This window comes from Leifsonia sp. McL0607, assembly GCF_049993355.1.
Taxonomy (GTDB): Bacteria; Actinomycetota; Actinomycetes; order Actinomycetales; family Microbacteriaceae; genus Leifsonia.
Genome location: NZ_CP188253.1, coordinates 3,455,873 through 3,471,835, shown reverse-complemented (window position 1 = coordinate 3,471,835; position 15,963 = coordinate 3,455,873). Strand labels below are relative to the sequence as shown.

The following is a 15,963-nucleotide window of genomic DNA, read 5'->3' as shown; positions in this document are numbered from 1 at the left end:
CGAACGAGTCGGCAGGACACGCCGCCTGGCCCGGCCGCCTGACGGCGTGTCCTGCCAATTCGGTGCCCGCGCGCGCCGACTACGGGATCGTCTCGGCGGTCGCCTCGAGGTCGGAGCGCGCGTGGGCGCGCTGGGTGGCGATGCTCACACCCGCGGCGAGGCAGACCACGACGATGCCGACGAGCTGCACGAGCTCGAAGCGCTCGCCGAGCACGAGGACGCCGAAGAACGTCGCGATCACCGGCCCGAACGCAGTGATGACCGCGTAGAGTCGCGGCGGGATTCGGCGCAGGATGAACGTGTCCAGGCTGTACGGCACGGCGGAGGATAGGATCCCGGCGGTCAGGAGGAGGCCCGCGACGCGCCAGTCGATGCGGGCGTAGTCGACCACGATCAGGGCGAGGGGCACGGTGAGCACGGTCGCGACGACGCTCGCCACGCTCAACCCTTCGAGACCGGGCAGCCGGGTCGCGACCCTCCGGGTCAGCAGGATGTAGGCCGCCCACGACGCCGCGGCCGTGAGCGCGAGCACGACGCCGATCGGGTCGATCGTGCCCTCGGTCGCGGTGAGCAGCACGACCCCGCCCGCGGCCGCGACGGCGCAGCCGGCGTCGAGCAGCCGGCGAGAGCCGGCGAGGGCGAGGGCGAAAGGGCCGAGGAACTCGATCGTGGCGGCGATCCCGAGGCCGAGCCTCCCCACCGCCTCGTAGAAGCTGAGGTTCATCGCGGCCAGCACCACACCGAGAGCGAGGGCCGGCCAGAGCCGGCGCCAGGTGAGCTCCGCCCGCTTCGGGCGGTAGAACGGCAGAATGCAGACAGCGGTCACGACCTGGCGCACGGCGACCACGACGAGCGAGCCGACGACCGGGATGAGCAATCCGGCCACGGACGAGCCGAAGTTGATGCTGACCTCGGTGGCGATCTGGGTGCCGGCCCCGACGACGACCCGATTGCGCTGCGAACTCACTCGATCGAGCTTAGGGCCTCCCTTGCCCTCCAGCGCGTGTCAGCTCTGCAGTTCGCGGCGCATGATCGCGCGGGTCGCGCTGGGCCTGCGCACCACCTCGAACCCGCCATCGCGGAACAGCGAGACTGTGCCGTGGTACCGCTCGGCCGCCGACAGCGAGGGTCGCACCTCCGGGTCGACCGGGTAGCCCTCGATGACGGTGGCTCCCCGCTCGCGCGCGTGCTCGAGCGCCCCGGCGAGGAGGGCGCGCGCGACACCGCGCTTGCGGTACTCCAACCGGACCACGAAGCACGTGACCGCCCACGGGTCCTCGGGGTCGCCCTCTTTTCGGCGGGTGATCGGCGACCTCCCGAGCGCGGGGTAGGCCGAGAACGGCTCCACCGCCGCCCAGCCGACCGGCTCGCCGTCGATGCGGGCGATGACCCCGGGAGAGCCGGCCTGCACCTGGTCATGCAGTCGCGCCCTGGTCTCTTCGCGTGTGGCTGCGTCCCAGTCGGCGCGGCTCAGCTTGAACCACTGGCACCAGCAGCCGGCCGGGTCGCCTTTCGTGCCGAAGACCGTCTGCAAATCGCGCCAGGTCGACGCGCTCACCGACTCCGTGACCACTCCGTCCGCCATGCCCCGAATCTACCCGCGCGCCGCTCACCTCCACACCCTCCACCGCCGAGGGGCACGTAAACGCCCCTACAACCGCTCGGATACGGGCATCTACGTGCCCCTCGACGGGGCTGTTATCACCGGCGACGTGCTCGTAGGATGCCCGCGTGAGCCAGACCTCGAACGATCTCTCCCCAGCACCCCTCTCCGCCGGCGAACTCGACCAGCTGGACGCGTGGTGGCGCGCCGCCAACTACCTCTCCGTCGGGCAGATCTACCTCCTCGACAACCCCTTGCTGCGCCGCCCGCTCTCGCGCGACGACATCAAGCCGCGCCTGCTCGGGCACTGGGGCACCACTCCCGGCCTCAACTTCGTGTACGCGCACCTCAACCGGGCCATCCGGCAGCGCGATCTCGACACGCTGTTCGTCGCAGGCCCTGGCCACGGCGGCCCCGGCGTGGTCGCCGGCGCCTACCTCGACGGCACCTACAGCGAGATCTACAGCGCCATCGACCGCAGCGAGGAGGGCCTGCGCCGGCTGTTCCGGCAGTTCTCGTTCCCGGGTGGGATCCCGTCCCACGCGGCTCCGGAGACGCCGGGCAGCATCCACGAGGGCGGCGAGCTCGGCTACGCCCTCTCGCACGCCTACGGCGCCGCCTTCGACAATCCGGACCTCCTGGTGGCGGCGGTGGTCGGCGACGGGGAGGCAGAGACCGGGCCGCTCGCGACGGCCTGGCACTCGAACAAGTTCCTGAATCCGAAAGCCGACGGCGTCGTGCTGCCGATCCTCCACCTCAACGGGTACAAGATCGCCAACCCGACCGTCCTCGCCCGCATCCCGGAGAGCGAGCTCTTCGAGCTGATGCGCGGCTACGGTTACACCCCGTACCTGGTCTCGGGAGGCTTCGACGGCGAGGACCCGCGCGAGGTGCACAAGCGGATGGCGGCGACGCTGGACGAGATCCTCGACCGGATCGCCGAGATCAAGGCTGCTGCGGCCGCGGGCGACCTCGTCGACCGTCCGGCCTGGCCGATGCTCATCCTCCGCACGCCCAAAGGCTGGACCTGCCCGCCGGAGATCGATGGCCATCCCGCCGAGAACAACTGGCGTTCTCATCAGGTTCCGCTCGCCGACGCGCGCGACACCGAGGCGCACACGCGCCTGCTAGAAAGCTGGCTGCAGTCGTACCGGCCAGAGGAGCTGTTCGACGCATCGGGAGCGCCCGTCGACCTCGTCGCCTCGCTCGCGCCGGAGGGCTCCCGCCGGATGAGCGCCAACCCGGCGGCGAACGGCGGCCTGCTGCGCCGCGACCTGCGCCTCCCGGACTTCCGCGACTACGCCGTCGACGTGCCGGCGCCGGGGGAGACCGTCGCAGAGGCGACGCGCGTCCTGGGCGGCTGGCTGCGTGACGTGATGGCGGAGAACCCCGAAGACTTCCGGCTGTTCGCGCCCGACGAGACGGCATCCAACCGCTTGCAGGACGTCTACGAGGTCACCGGCAAGCAGTGGAACGCCGAGTACTGGCCGATCGACTCCGACAACCACCTGGCGCCGAGCGGACGGGTGATGGAGGTGCTGAGCGAGCACCAGTGCCAGGGGTGGCTGGAGGGCTACTTGCTGACGGGCCGGCACGGCGTGTTGACCTCGTATGAGGCGTTCATCCACATCGTCGACTCGATGTTCAACCAGCACGCCAAGTGGCTGAAGACCTCCCGCCGCATCCCGTGGCGCAGACCCGTGGCCTCCCTGAACTACCTGCTCAGCTCGCACGTCTGGCGCCAGGACCACAACGGGGCCTCGCACCAGGACCCCGGCTTCATCGACCACGTCATGAACAAGAAGGCGGACGTGGTGCGCGTCTATCTGCCGTTCGACGCGAACACCCTGCTGTCGACCTACGACCACTGTCTGCGCTCGGTCGACTACGTCAACGTCGTCGTGGCGGGCAAGCAACCGGCGCCGAACTGGCTGAGCATGCCCGACGCCATCGCGCACTGCACGCGCGGCATCGGCATCTTCGAGTGGGCGGGCACCGAGAAGGACGACGAGGAGCCGGACGTCGTGCTCGGCTGCGCCGGTGACATCCCGACCCTGGAGGTGCTCGCCGCCGCGGACATCCTCAGTCGGCGTCTGCCCCAGCTCGCGGTGCGCGTGGTGAACGTCGTCGACCTGATGCGGCTGCAGAGCGAGGGGGAGCACCCGCACGGAATGAGCGATCGGGAATACGACGCGCTGTTCACGGTCGACAAGCCCGTGATCTTCGCTTATCACGGCTATCCGTGGCTGGTCCACCGACTGACGTATCGGAGGGCAGGGCACGACAACCTCCACGTGCGCGGCTACCAGGAGGAGGGCACCACCACCACACCGTTCGACATGGTGATGCTCAACGACCTCGACCGCTATCACCTGGTGATCGATGTGCTCGACCGGGTGCCCGGGCTGGCGGCGAAGGAGGCCGACTTCCGTCAGGAGATGGTGGACGCCCGCCTGCGCGCGCGGCAGTACACGCGCGAGCGCGGGGAGGACATCCCCGAGGTCGCCGAGTGGCGCTGGGGCGGAGGCACGCGCACCACCCGCATCGACACCACCGGCGGCGACAACGACTGACCCGCCGAGGGGCACGTAGATGCCCCAACCCGCCGGCGGATAGGGGCATCTACGTGCCCCTCGGCGTCAGAGCGGTTGGGCGGAGGCGGGGTCGACGGGGGTCAGCTCCGGGATTTTGGCTGTGCGGCCGTCGCCGGAGGAGCGGCCGGTGAGGCGCCGCCCGATCCACGGGAGCACGTAGCGCCGGTAATAGTCGGCAGTGCGGCGGGAGTGTTCGCCCGCCGGCGCGGCCTCCACCTCGGCGACGCCCCACTCGGTCGGGACCGGCACGTCGAGCGCGGTCAGCACGTTGCTCGCGACGCGGACGTGGCCGAGCGCGTTCAGGTGCAGGCGGTCGGCGGACCAGTAGCGCACGTCCTCCAGCGACTCGTCCGCCCAGTTGTCCACGAAGAGCACGCCGTCGCGCGGCAGCAGATCGCGCACCGCGACCGCGAGCTCGTCGCCGCGCTTGCGGAGCAGTCCGCCGGCCGGCAGGTGCCTGCTGGGGTTCGCGCCGCTCAGGAGCAGCATCCGGCTGCCGGAGGCCACCACCCGGTCGGCGGCATCGATCAACTGGTGCGCCACCGACTCGATGGTCACGCGCGGGCGCATGATGTCGTTGCCTCCGCCGTTGAGGCTCACGAGCTGCGGGTGCTGCGCGATCGCCGGCTCCAGCTGCTCGGTGAGGATCGGAGTGAGCTTGCGTCCGCGAATGGCGAGGTTCGCATAGCGCACCGGCTCCGTCGACGCGAAAGCGAGACCGAGCGCGACGAAATCGGCCCAGCCGCGTTGCCGACCATCGGGGAGGTCGTCGCCGACGCCCTCCGTGAAGCTGTCGCCTATCGCGATGTAACTCGTGAACACCATGCCGCTACGCTACCGCCGCCGCGTACCATGACCGTCATGCAGAAGGTCAGGACTTTCCTCTGGTACGACGGTCAGGCCGAAGCGGCGGCGAACCACTACGTCTCGCTGGTGCCCGACTCCCGCGTCCTCAGCGTCGCTCGCTTGGGCGAAGACGGCGCCACCGTCCTCGTCACCTTCGAGCTCGGCGGGACCGAGTATCTCGCTCTCGACGGCGGTCCGCTCTACAGCTTCACCGAGGCGGCCTCCATCATGGTGGTCTGCGAGGACCAGGATGAGGTCGACCGGCTCTGGGACGGCCTCATCTCGGGTGGAGGAGAGCCGGGGCCGTGCGGCTGGTGCAAGGACCGCTGGGGGCTCAGCTGGCAGGTGGTGCCGCGCGCGCTTCTCGAGCTCCAGCAGGACCCCGACCCCGCGCGCGCCGGCCGGGCGAACGCGGCGATGCTGACGATGGGCAAGCTCGACATCGCCGCGCTTTTCGAGGCCGCCGACGCGACCGGCTGAAGCCGGCGTCGTGCAGGGCGCGGACGGCCGAGCGCAGCCAGGCGGAGAACGGTCCCTGATCCGCGGCCCACGGCACCCAGAGGTAGACCGTCCGCAGCGTCTGCACGGCGGCGAACGCGACCAGGGCCTTCGGCTCGAGCGCCGGCTCGCCGTCGCCGCGCGGGTCGACGGAGGGCTCGATCGGGTTGCCCCAGGCCCACATCCCGGTCGCTGAGCGTCACAGCGCTCGCCGGAGCGGCTGTCGCGCCGAGACCGGTGACACGAACAGAAGCGCCAACCCGGCCGCAAAAAATCCCCGCACCCGATCGTCGAGTTCGCAAAGCGTACCCTTCCGGGGGACCAGACCAACAATGGGGGACGGGGCCGCTCAGTCCCGCCAGCCGAGCTCGCGCCCGACCGCGATCACGCCCTCCAGCAGCCGCACGTTGAAGTCGACGCCCAGCTGGTTCGGCACTGTCACCAGCACGGTGTCCGCCATCCGGAGCGCCTCGTCTTCTGCCAGCTCTGACGCGAGCTTCTCCGGCTCGCCGATATAGGAGCGGCCGAAGCGAGCGAGGCCGCCGTCGAGCTGGCCGACCTGGTCGCGGCCCTCCACCTGGGCCCGGGCGCCGAAGTACCGGTACGAGGTCTCGTCGGTGATCGGGATGATGCTGCGGCTCACGCTGACCCGCGGCTCCCGTTCCCAGCCCATCTCGGCCCACGTGTTCCGGAATCGCTGGATCTGTTCCGCCTGCAGCTGGTCGAAGGGTACCCCCGTGTCCTCGGTGAGCAGGGTCGACGACATCAGGTTCATGCCCTGTTCGGCTGTCCACTCCGCGCTCGCCCGTGTGCCGGCGCCCCACCAGATCCGTTCGGGCAGCGTCGTCGAGAGCGGCTGGATCGACAGGCCGCCGGAGGTGCCGGTCGTCCGGGGATCGGCGTTCGCCATCGCCTCGCCCGCGATCGCCGCACGGAAGATCGCGGTGTGCCGCCGGGCGAGGTCGGCATCCGACTCGCCATCGCCGGGGACGTACCCGAACGACTCGTAGCCGGCGAGCGCGGGCTCGGGCGACCCGCGACTCACGCCGAGTTGGAGGCGCTCGCCGCTGATGAGGTCGGCGGCGGCGGCCTCCTCCGCGGTGTACAGCGGGTTCTGATACCGCATGTCGATCACGCCGGTGCCGATCTCGATCCGCGACGTGCGCGCGCCGATCGCCGCCAGGAGCGGGAACGGCGAGGCCAGCTGCGGCGCGAAGTGGTGCACGCGCACGTACGCTCCGTCGGCTCCCACCTCCTCGGCGGCGACGGCGAGCTCCACCGTCTGCAGGAGGGCGTCGCCGGCCGTCCGGACGACGGAGCCGGGGACGGCCTGATAATGACCGAAGCTGAGGAAGCCGATGCGTTTCACGATGGTGGCAAGGCGGCGGAGGCGCGCGGTATTCCGCGACCGGTGCCTCTAACGCCGCTCAGTCCTCCAGCCCCTGCTGGCCGAGCCACACCAGGATCTCGGTCGCGACGTCGCGCCAGCCGTGGTCGATCACGAGCGAGTGCCCGCGGTCCTTGAACGTGATCAGCTCGGTCACGGCGTTGGAGTCGCGGTACTGCTTGAGCGTCGCGTCCGTCGTCACCGCGGGGACCGTGTTGTCCTCGCCTCCCGCGATGAGCAGGAGCGGGCCGCGGTCCTCGTTCTTCGTGTCGACGGCGGCCTGCGAGTGCACGCTGAAGTTGGCCCCGGCGGCCTGGAAGATGGGACGGACGGTCGACGGGACCGTCCAACGGTCGAACAGCTCCTTCGCCTCCGCGTCGGTCAGCTGATTCGCGAAGCCGAATGCGAACTGCTCCTCGGTGAGGGCGATCGGCTTGTGGATGTTGGCCGGGTTGGCGAGCACCGGAAACGACGACTTGAGCTGACGGAAGGGCAGCGGCAGGACGCCCTTGATCTGCGCCGGGTCGATCGCGACTCCGGCGTTGCCGTAGCCCTGCCCGATCAGCTTCTCGGTGACGAGGCCTCCGAACGAGTGGCCGATGATGACCGGAGGCGCGTCCATCGCGTCGATGATCTCCGCGAAGTGGGCGGTTACCTCGTCGATGCCGAAGTTCGCGACGTCGTCGGGGTGGGCGCGGGTCTCAGCCACAGTGTCCTTCTCGCCGGGCCACAGGGGAGCGACGGGGGCGTAGCCCTCCGCCGTGAAGAGGTCGATCCAGGGCTGCCAGCTGCTGGCGTGCAGCCAGAGGCCGTGGATGAAGAGCACAGGTTGATTCGCCATGGCGCACACGCTAACGAGCGCACGCCCGTGCGGCTAGACGCGACGGCGGGTAGCGTGGCGCGCATGGCCGACTGGTTGTGCGCGACGTGCGCCGTGGAGACGACACCGATCGTGACTGCTGACGGGGAGGAGCCGCCGCCATCCTGCCCGATCTGCGAGGACGAACGCCAGTACGTCCCGCCGACGGGACAGCGCTGGACGACCCTGCAACGGCTGCAACGGGAGGGCGAGCGCGTGACTGTGACACAGCTCGAACCCGACCTGTACGGGTTGAGCAGCGAGCCGAAGGTGGGCATCGGCCAGCGGGCCTTGCTGCTGTGCACCCCCGACGGCAATCTGCTCTGGGATCCCACCGGCTATGTCGACGAGGCGGCGGCGACGGCCGTGCAGGATCTCGGCGGCGCCGCTGTGATCGCCACCAGCCACCCGCACATGTTCGGAGCACAGACCTCGTGGTCGCGCATGCTCGGTGGCGTGCCGGTGCTCGTCAACGCGGCCGACCGGCGCTGGGTGCAGCGGGAGGATGCGGCAATCCAGGAATGGAGCGGCGAGGAGGAGGTGCTGCCCGGCGTCCTGCTTCGCACGATCGGCGGGCACTTCCCGGGCAGTGCGGTCGTGCACTGGGACCGCGGCGTCGTACTCAGCGGAGACACCGTCTTCCCCGGGCCGTCGCAGAAATGGGTGACGTTCCAGCGCAGCTTCCCGAACGACATCCCGCTGTCTGCCGCGGTGGTTCGCCGCGTGGCCGACCTGGTGTGCGACCGGCCCTTCGACCGGATGTACGGCAACCTCGGAAATGTCGTGCCGGTGGACGCGCGGGGTGCCGTCCTCCGTTCGGCCGAGCGTTACATCGGGTGGGTCAGCGGCGCGTTCGACCACCTGACCTGACTCGGTCCCGGCCCTTCGATTCAGGTGAGGAACGGCGCGAGCTCGAACTCGAGCGCCGGCTTCGGCTTCGCTCCGACGATCGTCTTGACGACCTCCCCGTTCTGGAAGACGTGCGTGACCGGGAGGGACAGCGCGCGGTAGGCCGCCGAAGTGCGCGGGTTCTCGTCGGCGTTGATGCGGACGACGCGCAGGCGGTCGGGGTTCTCGTCCGCGATGCGCTCCAGAATCGGCGTCAGTGCCCGGCAGGGGCCGCACCACGGCGCCCAGAACTCCACGAGGGTTGTGCCTTCCGCGTCGAGGACGTCGGAGCCGAAGGAGGCGTCGGTGACGCTGGCCAGTGTGCTCATGCGGCGAGGCTAAGCCGTGCCCCCGGGGTCAAGGTCAAGTCTGTTGGCCGGGCGGCGCGCGCCCGCTCGTATGCGAGCATGGAACGCAGGAGGTGCACATGGAGAGCCTGACCCCGCAGGAGATCCGCGAGTCGTTCGTGAACTGCTCGCGTGCCGACGCCGCCGAGCTTCCGCTGCCGCCCGGGCTGCACGAGGTCGATTGGGCGCGCCGCGAGTTCCTCGGCTGGCGCGACCCGCGCCTCCCGCAACGCGGCTACGTGGTCATCCCGACAGGCAGCGGCACGGTGGGCATCGTCCTGCGCGCCTCGGACGCCTCCATGCGCTCGCACATGCCGACGATGTGCGGATGGTGCCAAGATGTCCACCTGATCCGCGACGTCTACTTCTGGTCGGCCAGGCGGGCCGGGGAGGCGGGGCGCAAGGGCGACACCGTCGGCGCTCTCGTCTGCGGGTCGTTCGAGTGCACCGAGAACGTGCGTTGCACCCCTCCCGCGCACTACGTCGGCTTCGACGCCGATCGGGTCATGGAGGAGCAGATCGCCGGTCTCGGCGAGCGCGTCCGCCGCTTCGCGCAGGCCGTGGTCGGCGCCCGGATCTAGGGCGCCCCGACCGGCCATAGCCGATCCATAACCTTCCGCCAGGATCTTCCCATCCGGATTAAGGATGCGGAAAGAATCGCCGCGCACGCTGGAATCAGCAGAGGACGGGATGGAGGGCCGGGCCATGGACATGCGATCGGCGGGACGGCGCGGCTGGTCCGCAGCGCGCTACGGGTGTTCGCGCGCGACGTGCACGCCCATGCGGAGGCCGCTGCGTGAGGAGTCCCCGATAAGGGCGGCGCAGCACAGCCTCCACGTGGACTGGACGCGCTGCGACGGCCGCGGACTACGCGCCGAGCTGCTGGAGGGCACGATCGCTCGCGACGAGTGGGGCTACCCGTTCGCCGTCGGCGTCCCCGCGTCGTCGCGCTCCGACATCCCCGTGCGCAACGACCAGTTGGAGGCCGCCGAGGACGCCGTCGCGCTCTGCCCCGCGCTGGCCCTGCGACTGCGACGGAACACCTGAATCAGAGTTCCGGTCGCGCTGACGAGGGAGCCGAGGAGGTTGTGCCGCTGGTGGGACTCGAACCCACACGCCCTTCCGGACAAAGCATTTTGAGTGCTCCGCGTCTGCCATTCCGCCACAGCGGCGCACAACAACACCTGAACAATACCGTAGGCTTTTACCCGTGACTGACCAGGAGACCACCCCAACCGCACCCCGCCGAGTCGTCGTCGCGGAGGATGAGTCGCTCATCCGGCTCGACATCGTCGAGACTCTGCGCGACAACGGTTTCGAGGTCGTCGGCGAGGCCGGAGACGGCGAGACCGCGGTCGCGCTCGCTACCGAGCTGCGCCCCGACCTGGTCGTCATGGACGTCAAGATGCCGCAGCTCGACGGCATCTCGGCAGCCGAACGCCTCTCCAAGAACCACATCGCGCCGGTCGTGCTGCTGACCGCGTTCAGCCAGAAGGAGCTCGTCGAGCGCGCGACCGAAGCCGGCGCGCTGGCGTACGTCGTCAAGCCGTTCACCCCGAACGATCTCCTGCCGGCGATCGAGATCGCCCTCGCCCGCTACCAGCAGATCATCGCGCTGGAGGCCGAGGTCTCCGACATGGTGCAGCGGTTCGAGACCCGCAAGCTGGTCGACCGTGCCAAGGGCCTCCTCAACGAGAAGATGGGCCTCAGCGAGCCGGACGCTTTCCGCTGGATCCAGAAGGCGTCGATGGACCGCCGCCTCACCATGCACGACGTCGCCCAGGCGATCATCGAGCAGCTCGCCCCCAAGTCGTAGCGGTTCCGCCGGCGCTCCGCCTGCGCCCCGCCGAGAGCTGCCGGCGCGGCATTGCCGCCGATTGCGGCGCTACACGCCGCAATCGCACCTTTCGCGCCGAACCACGCGATCCGGTCGTTCGTCATTTGCGGCGAATGTCGCGGAGGAGCGCCGCTGTCGTAACATTTGCGGCGAATGTCGCGCAGAAGACCCGGTTACAGGTCCTTGATCAGGTTCGTGATGCGGATGGTCGAGCAGCGGCGGCCCCGGTCGTCGGTGACGGCGATCTCGTGCGTCGTGAGCGTGCGACCGAGGTGGATGGGCGTGCAGACGCCGGTCACGTAGCCGGTCGTCGCCGCGCGCGTGTGCGAGGCGTTGATCTCGATCCCGACCGCGAGCCGGCCTTCGCCCGCGTAGAGGTTAGCCGACATCGACCCGAGGGACTCGCCGAGCACCACGTAGGCGCCTCCGTGCAGGAGGTCGGCCGGCTGCGTGTTGCCGACGACGGGCATGCGCGCGACCGCGCGCTCGACGCTGAACTCGACGATCTCGATGCCCATCTTGTCGGCCAGGGCGCCGAGCCCCCGCTGCTTCACGTACGCCAGCGCGTCCTCGGTCATCTGCGGCCTCTTCCAGGTCGTCGGTGGTCGTCTGAGACTGTCACCGGCCCCTTGTAGGCTTGCCTGGTGTCAGACTCCGAAAAGCCTACCCTTCTCGTCATCGACGGCCATTCGCTGGCATTCCGGGCCTTCTACGCACTGCCCGTCGACAGTTTCGTCAACCGCGAGGGCCAGCACACGAACGGCATCCACGGCTTCATCGCGATGCTGATCAACCTGCTCCAGCAGCAGCGTCCGACGCACATCGCCGTCGCGTTCGACATCTCGCGCTACTCGTTCCGCACGCGCGAGTACCCGGAGTACAAGGGCACCCGCAACGAGACGCCGTCCGAGTTCGTCGGCCAGATCCCGCTGCTTCAAGAGGCCCTCCACGCGATGAACATCACCACCATCGCCAAAGAAGACGTCGAGGCCGACGACGTCCTCGCGACGCTCGCCCGTCAGGGCAGGGAGCAGGGCTACCGCGTCCTGCTCGTCTCCGGCGACCGCGACACCCTGCAGCTCGTCAACGACGACGTGACCCTGCTGTACCCGAACGTGCGCGGCGTGTCCGAGCTCAAGGTCTACGACCCCGCCGCGGTCCGCGAGCGCTACGGCGTCGAGCCGCACCAGTACCCCGAGATCGCCGCGCTGGTCGGCGAGACGAGCGACAACCTCATCGGCATCGACAAAGTCGGCGAGAAGACCGCGGTCAAGTGGGTGCAGCAGTACGGCACGGTCGAGAACCTCGTGGCGCACGCCGACGAGATCAAGGGCGTGGTGGGCCAGAACCTGCGCGACCAGAAAGAGAACGCCCTCCGCAACCGTCGGCTCAACAAGCTGCTCGACGATGTCGAGTTGGAGGTCGGTCCGGGCGACCTCGAGCGCAAGCCGCTCGACGAGAACGCCGTGCGCGACATCTTCGCGCGCCTGCAGTTCAAGACGTTGCTCGACCGGCTCATGAAGAGCGCTGCAGAGGAGGGCATGCTCGACGGCTCCGCGGGCGACACCGAGCACGGTGCCGCGGGAGCCGTGAGCGCGCCGGTCGTGCGCACGCTGGTCGACGAGGAGCTCGCCAACTGGCTGTCGAAGGCCTCCGCCGACGGCCAGGCCGTCGCCGTGCAACTGGAGACCGGTCCGGCGGGGCTCACGGGCTTCGGCCTGGCCGCCGCCGACGACACGGTCTACGTTCCGTGGGCGGCCGGCCGCCGCGACTACGAGGCACTCGAGGAGTGGCTCGGGAGCGGCGCTCCCAAGTACTTCTTCCACGCCAAGCCGCAGTTCAAGGCGCTGAGCCGTGCCGGCTTCGTGGTCGACGGGATCGCGTTCGACACCCGCATCGCCTCCTGGCTCGTCAAGCCGGGCGCGGCGCCGCAGTCGCTGGCGGAGCAGGTCTACGAGGTGCTCGGCGAGACCCTGCCGGTCTCCGACCCCAACCAACTCGTGCCGCTGAACGACGCTGTGAGTCCCGCGACCGAGGCCTGGTACATCCGCCGCGTCGCCGAGGGCCAGATGATCGCCCTCGACGAGGGAACCCGCCGGGTGCTCGACGACATCGAGCTGCCACTGGTCGCCGTGCTGGCCGAGATGGAGTTGACGGGTGTGTCGATCGACACCGCCGTACTGAGCCGCCTGCGCGGCGAGCTCACCGACAAGGCCAACGACTACGCCGCCCGCGCCTACGCCGAGGTCGGCCACGAACTCAACCTCGGGTCGCCCAAGCAGCTCCAGCAGGTGCTGTTCGACGAGCTCGGAATGCCGAAGACCCGCTCCACCAAGACGGGCTACTCGACCGACGCGCAGTCGCTGGCCGACCTCCAAGAGAGCAACCCTCACCCGTTCCTCGACCTCCTGCTGCAGCACCGCGACGCGACCAAGCTCAAGCAGATCGTCGAGACGCTGGAGCGCTCCGTCACCTCGGACGACCGCATCCACACGACGTACGACCAGACGGGCACCAGCACGGGCCGGATCTCGTCCAACGACCCCAACCTCCAGAACATCCCGATCCGCACCGAGGAGGGGCGCGAGATCCGCTCGGCCTTCCGCAGCGCCGACGACTACGAGACGCTGCTGACCGCGGACTACTCGCAGATCGAGATGCGGATCATGGCGCACCTCTCCGAAGACCCGGGCCTCATCGAGGCGTTCAACGCGGGGGAGGACCTCCACCGGTTCGTGGGCGCGCGGGTGTTCGGTGTCGCCCCCGACGAGGTCACGGCTCTCATGCGCACCAAGGTCAAGGCGATGTCGTACGGCCTCGCCTACGGGCTGAGCCCGTTCGGCCTGTCCAAGCAGCTGCGCATCGAGACCAAGGAGGCGCGAGACCTGATGGCCGGCTACTTCGAGCGCTTCGGCGCGGTGCGCGACTACCTGCGCAGCGTCGTGGAGGTCGCCAGGGTCGACGGCTACACCCAGACGATCTTCGGTCGTCGGCGGCCGTTCGCCGACCTCACCAGCACCAACCGGGTATTGCGCGAGAACGCCGAGCGGCAGGCGCTCAACGCGCCCATCCAGGGCTCGGCCGCCGACATCATGAAGATCGCGATGCTCGGGATCGCCGGCGACCTGATCGACCGCGCGCTCCAGTCCCGGATGCTGCTGCAGGTGCACGACGAGCTCATCTTCGAGGTCGCCCCCGGCGAGTGGGACGCGCTCGAGGCGATCGTGCGCACCCGCATGGCCGGCGCAGCCGACCTCCGTGTGCCCCTCGACGTGCAGATCGGCCGCGGCGCCGACTGGGATGCCGCCGCCCACTGAGCTGCAGGCCGTGCAGATGGACTGAGCCGTGTGGATCGACTGAGCCGTGCGGATCGAAGGGCCGGACCAATAGGCTCGGAGCATGACGAACGCAGAGAAGCGCGAACCGACTCCGATCGACACGATCGCTGACGAGTGGGTCGACACCCAGTTGGAGCTCCACCCCGAGTACCACGTCTGGCTCGGCCGACCCGGCCGTGAGGGCGAGTACTCGGACTACTCCCCAGCCGGGGCCGAGCAGTCCATCGCCGCCGGGCGGGAGACACTCGCGAAGATCCGCCGGGCTGAGCCGGTCGACGACATCGACCGCGTCACCAAGATGGATCTCTCGCGCGAGCTCGAGCTCACGATCGAGAAGCACGAGGCAGGCTTCGGCCAGCGCGACCTCAACGTGATCGCCTCCCCGGCGCAGGAGCTCCGCGACATCTTCGACCTGGTCCCGACCGACACGGAGGACGACTGGACGAACGTCGCGAAGCGCCTCCACAACCTCCCCGCCGCGATGGACGGCTACATCGAGACCCTGCGCAGCGGCATCGCCGCGGGCAATGTGCCGGCGATCCGCCAGGTGCGCGAGGTCCTCGTGCAGGCGAAAAAGCAGGTCGCTGACAGCGGCTTCTTCTTCGAGTTCACGGGCTCGGCCAAGGCCGGGGAGGCCGAGCTGCCCGCGTCGCTGAAGTCCGACCTCGCGGCGGGCGCCACCGAGTCCGCCGCCGCCTACGCGAAGCTCGCGTCGTTCCTGCAGGACGAGCTCGCCTCCCACGCGCCCGAGAAGGACGCCGTCGGCCGCGAGCTCTACGCCCTCGCCTCCCGCGACTTCCTCGGCGCCACCGTCGACCTCGACGAGACGTACGAGTGGGGTCTCGAAGAGCTCGCTCGCATGGTGGCCGAGCAGGAGTCGATCGCGAACGAGATCAAGCCGGGCGCCTCCGTGCACGAGGCGATCGCGTTCCTCGACGGCGACGCCTCCCGCAAGCTGCACGGCACCGACGCCCTCCAGAAATGGATGCAGGAGACGAGCGACCGCGCGATCGAGGAGCTCGGCCGCTCGCACTTCGACATCCCGGTGGAGATCCGCCGACTGGAGTGCATGATCGCGCCGACGCAGGAGGGCGGCATCTACTACACCGGCCCGAGCGACGACTTCGTCCGCGCCGGCCGCATGTGGTGGAGCGTCCCGGAGGGCGTCACCGAGTTCGACACCTGGCGCGAGTTGACGACCGTGTACCACGAGGGCGTTCCCGGCCACCACCTCCAGATCGCGCAGGCCACCTACAACAAAGCGCAGCTGAACTCGTGGCGCCGCATCGCGGGCACCTCGGGTCATGCCGAGGGCTGGGCGCTCTACGCGGAGCGCCTGATGGAGCAGCTGGGCTACCTCGACGACCCCGCCGACCGGCTCGGGATGCTCGACGGCCAGCGGATGCGCGCGGCCCGCGTGGTGCTCGACATCGGCGTGCACCTCGAGAAGCAGCTGCCTGACGGCTCCGGCCCGTGGACGGGCGACTACGCCTTCGGCTTCCTCGGCGAGAACGTCAACATGAACGAGGGCTTCGTGCGCTTCGAGGTCAACCGCTACCTCGGCTGGCCGGGCCAGGCGCCGTCGTACAAGATCGGGCAGCGCATCTGGGAGCAGCTGCGCGACGAGTACGCGCGCCGCGAGGGAGCGTCGTTCGACATCAAGGCGTTCCACAAGAAGGCGCTCGACATCGGCGGCGTCGGCCTCGACACGCTGAAGTCGGCGCTGCTCGACTGAGCGCCGATCCCGCAGAAGGCCGCGCAGCCGT

At 69.6% G+C, this 15,963-nt stretch carries 15 protein-coding genes and 1 tRNA gene; 8 read left to right on the top strand and 8 right to left on the bottom strand.

What is annotated here, in order from left to right:
• Positions 1–79: 79 nt before the first annotated feature.
• Both ACPPVW_RS16770 and ACPPVW_RS16765 read right to left on the bottom strand, forming a co-directional pair.
• Positions 80–967, bottom strand: coding sequence for an EamA family transporter (locus ACPPVW_RS16770; protein WP_426624201.1), 888 nt, complete (start codon positions 965–967; stop codon positions 80–82).
• Between the two features lie 39 nt (positions 968–1,006).
• Entirely contained in the window at positions 1,007–1,585 is a 579-nt protein-coding gene (locus tag ACPPVW_RS16765) for an N-acetyltransferase family protein (protein WP_426624200.1), read from the bottom strand.
• 146 nt (positions 1,586–1,731) lie between these two features.
• On the opposite strand from ACPPVW_RS16765, the gene ACPPVW_RS16760 reads away from it, so the two are divergent.
• Positions 1,732–4,176 (top strand): phosphoketolase family protein, encoded by a 2,445-nt coding sequence (locus ACPPVW_RS16760; protein ID WP_426624199.1) that lies wholly within the window; start codon positions 1,732–1,734, stop codon positions 4,174–4,176.
• A 66-nt stretch (positions 4,177–4,242) separates the two neighbouring features.
• On the opposite strand, the gene ACPPVW_RS16755 is transcribed toward ACPPVW_RS16760, so the two are convergent.
• Positions 4,243–5,022, bottom strand: a complete 780-nt coding sequence (locus ACPPVW_RS16755; protein WP_426624198.1) for an SGNH/GDSL hydrolase family protein — start codon at positions 5,020–5,022, stop codon at positions 4,243–4,245.
• Between the two features lie 36 nt (positions 5,023–5,058).
• Here ACPPVW_RS16755 and ACPPVW_RS16750 point away from each other — a divergent pair, with 36 nt between their 5' ends.
• Positions 5,059–5,523 (top strand): VOC family protein, encoded by a 465-nt coding sequence (locus ACPPVW_RS16750; RefSeq protein WP_426624197.1) that lies wholly within the window; start codon positions 5,059–5,061, stop codon positions 5,521–5,523.
• A 367-nt stretch (positions 5,524–5,890) separates the two neighbouring features.
• On the opposite strand, the gene ACPPVW_RS16745 is transcribed toward ACPPVW_RS16750, so the two are convergent.
• Together ACPPVW_RS16745 and ACPPVW_RS16740 are read right to left on the bottom strand one after the other, a co-directional pair.
• Positions 5,891–6,913 carry an LLM class flavin-dependent oxidoreductase gene (locus ACPPVW_RS16745; RefSeq protein WP_426626330.1) on the bottom strand — a complete coding sequence of 341 codons (1,023 nt, stop codon included), beginning with the start codon at positions 6,911–6,913 and terminating at the stop codon, positions 5,891–5,893.
• Positions 6,914–6,968: 55 nt separating this feature from the next.
• Positions 6,969–7,769 carry an alpha/beta hydrolase gene (locus ACPPVW_RS16740; protein ID WP_426624196.1) on the bottom strand — a complete coding sequence of 267 codons (801 nt, stop codon included), beginning with the start codon at positions 7,767–7,769 and terminating at the stop codon, positions 6,969–6,971.
• A gap of 63 nt (positions 7,770–7,832) precedes the next feature.
• Between ACPPVW_RS16740 and ACPPVW_RS16735 the strand changes: the two genes are divergently transcribed.
• Positions 7,833–8,657, top strand: coding sequence for a hydrolase (locus ACPPVW_RS16735; RefSeq protein WP_426624195.1), 825 nt, complete (start codon positions 7,833–7,835; stop codon positions 8,655–8,657).
• A 20-nt stretch (positions 8,658–8,677) separates the two neighbouring features.
• Here the strand turns inward: ACPPVW_RS16735 and ACPPVW_RS16730 are convergent, their stop codons facing one another.
• Entirely contained in the window at positions 8,678–9,004 is a 327-nt protein-coding gene (locus tag ACPPVW_RS16730) for a thioredoxin family protein (RefSeq protein WP_426624194.1), read from the bottom strand.
• Between the two features lie 98 nt (positions 9,005–9,102).
• Between ACPPVW_RS16730 and ACPPVW_RS16725 the strand changes: the two genes are divergently transcribed.
• Complete coding sequence (locus tag ACPPVW_RS16725) at positions 9,103–9,603, top strand: FBP domain-containing protein (RefSeq protein ID WP_426624193.1); 501 nt, start codon at positions 9,103–9,105, stop codon at positions 9,601–9,603.
• A 124-nt stretch (positions 9,604–9,727) separates the two neighbouring features.
• Entirely contained in the window at positions 9,728–10,069 is a 342-nt protein-coding gene (locus tag ACPPVW_RS16720; protein ID WP_426624192.1) for a ferredoxin, read from the top strand.
• Positions 10,070–10,111: 42 nt separating this feature from the next.
• Here the strand turns inward: ACPPVW_RS16720 and ACPPVW_RS16715 are convergent.
• A tRNA-Leu gene (locus ACPPVW_RS16715) sits at positions 10,112–10,194 on the bottom strand.
• Positions 10,195–10,232: 38 nt separating this feature from the next.
• On the opposite strand from ACPPVW_RS16715, the gene ACPPVW_RS16710 reads away from it, so the two are divergent.
• Complete coding sequence (locus tag ACPPVW_RS16710; protein WP_426624191.1) at positions 10,233–10,838, top strand: ANTAR domain-containing response regulator; 606 nt, start codon at positions 10,233–10,235, stop codon at positions 10,836–10,838.
• A 194-nt stretch (positions 10,839–11,032) separates the two neighbouring features.
• Here the strand turns inward: ACPPVW_RS16710 and ACPPVW_RS16705 are convergent, their stop codons facing one another.
• On the bottom strand, positions 11,033–11,437 hold the full coding sequence (locus ACPPVW_RS16705; protein WP_426624190.1) for a hotdog fold thioesterase: 405 nt from the start codon (positions 11,435–11,437) through the stop codon (positions 11,033–11,035).
• Between the two features lie 66 nt (positions 11,438–11,503).
• Between ACPPVW_RS16705 and polA the strand changes: the two genes are divergently transcribed.
• A complete protein-coding gene (polA, locus tag ACPPVW_RS16700) occupies positions 11,504–14,176 on the top strand; it encodes a DNA polymerase I (RefSeq protein WP_426624189.1) in 2,673 nt (890 codons plus the stop codon).
• A gap of 82 nt (positions 14,177–14,258) precedes the next feature.
• On the top strand, positions 14,259–15,932 hold the full coding sequence (locus ACPPVW_RS16695) for a DUF885 domain-containing protein (protein ID WP_426624188.1): 1,674 nt from the start codon (positions 14,259–14,261) through the stop codon (positions 15,930–15,932).
• The last annotated feature ends 31 nt before the right edge of the window (positions 15,933–15,963 follow it).